Below are 1,482 nucleotides of genomic sequence, written 5' to 3'. Positions count from 1 at the left end.
CCGCCGCCGCGCCGAAGGCAAGCTGGTCAACCTCGAACGCCGGCTCAAGGAGGAGCCGCTCGACGGCACGATCGGCATCGGCCACACACGCTGGGCCACCCATGGCGTGCCCAACGAGACCAACGCGCATCCGCATTTTTCCGACGGCGTCGCCATCGTCCACAACGGCATCATCGAGAACTTTTCCGAGCTGCGCGACGAACTGGTGCGCGACGGCTATGCCTTCTCCTCGCAGACCGACACCGAGGTCGTCGCCCACCTGGTGGCGCGGGAACTGGCCAGGGGGCTGAAGCCGGTCGAAGCCGCGCACCAGGCGCTGAAGCGGCTGGAAGGCGCCTTTGCGCTGGCCATCATGTTCAAGGGCGACGAGGACCTGATCGTCGGCGCCCGCAACGGCCCGCCGCTGGCCGTCGGCCATGGCGACGGCGAGATGTTCCTGGGTTCGGATGCCATCGCGCTGGCGCCGTTCACCAATTCGATCACCTATCTCGAGGATGGCGACTGGGCGGTGGTGCGCCGCGACAGCGTCGCCATCTTCGACATCGACGGCAGACAAGTCGAGCGCAAGCGCCAGCAGTCGCTGTCGACCTCCTTCATGGTCGACAAGGGCAACCGCCGGCATTTCATGGAGAAGGAAATCCATGAACAGCCCGAGGTGATCTCGCACACGCTGGCGCATTATGTCGACTTCGTCTCCGGCGTCTCGAAGCCGCTCGACCTGCCGTTCGACTTCGCCAGGATCGGCCGGCTGGCGATTTCGGCCTGCGGCACCGCCTATCTCGCCGGCCTGATCGGCAAATACTGGTTCGAGCGCTATGCGCGGCTGCCGGTCGATATCGATGTCGCCTCGGAGTTCCGCTACCGCGAGATGCCGCTGTCGGCCAATGATGCCGCCTTCTTCATCTCGCAGTCGGGCGAGACCGCCGACACGCTGGCCTCGCTGCGCTATTGCCGCAAGGCCGGCATGAAGATCGGCGCCGTCGTCAATGTGCGCGAATCGACCATGGCGCGCGAATCCGACGTGGTGCTGCCGACACTCGCCGGCCCCGAGATCGGCGTCGCCTCGACCAAGGCTTTCACCTGCCAGCTCTCTGTCCTGTCCTCGCTTGCGGTGCGCGCCGGCGTGGCGCGCGGGGTGATTTCGCAGGAGCAGGAAAAGACCCTTGTGCGCGCGCTTTCGGAAGCGCCGCGCTATGCCAACCAGGTGCTCAAGCTCGAAGAGCAGATCGAGCGGATCGCACGCGAACTGTCACGCTACAAGGATGTGCTCTATCTCGGCCGCGACACCAATTTCCCGCTCGCCATGGAAGGCGCGCTGAAACTCAAGGAAATCTCCTATATCCACGCCGAGGGCTATGCGGCGGGCGAGTTGAAGCATGGGCCGATCGCGCTGATCGACGAGAACATGCCGGTCATCGTCATTGCGCCGCATGACCGCATTTTCGAGAAGACCGTGTCGAACATGCAGGAAGTGGCGGCGCG

At 64.8% G+C, this 1,482-nt stretch carries 1 protein-coding gene; it reads left to right on the top strand.

The genetic code is table 11. From position 1 onward, the window contains the following. On the top strand, nucleotides 1-1,482 hold a 1,482-nt coding region (gene glmS / locus CK228_RS34575; protein WP_095790658.1), incomplete at both ends, for a glutamine--fructose-6-phosphate transaminase (isomerizing).

This window comes from Mesorhizobium sp. WSM4312, assembly GCF_002294875.1.
In the GTDB taxonomy this organism is placed as follows: domain Bacteria; phylum Pseudomonadota; class Alphaproteobacteria; order Rhizobiales; family Rhizobiaceae; genus Mesorhizobium.
This window is presented reverse-complemented; position numbering and strand designations above follow the sequence as displayed.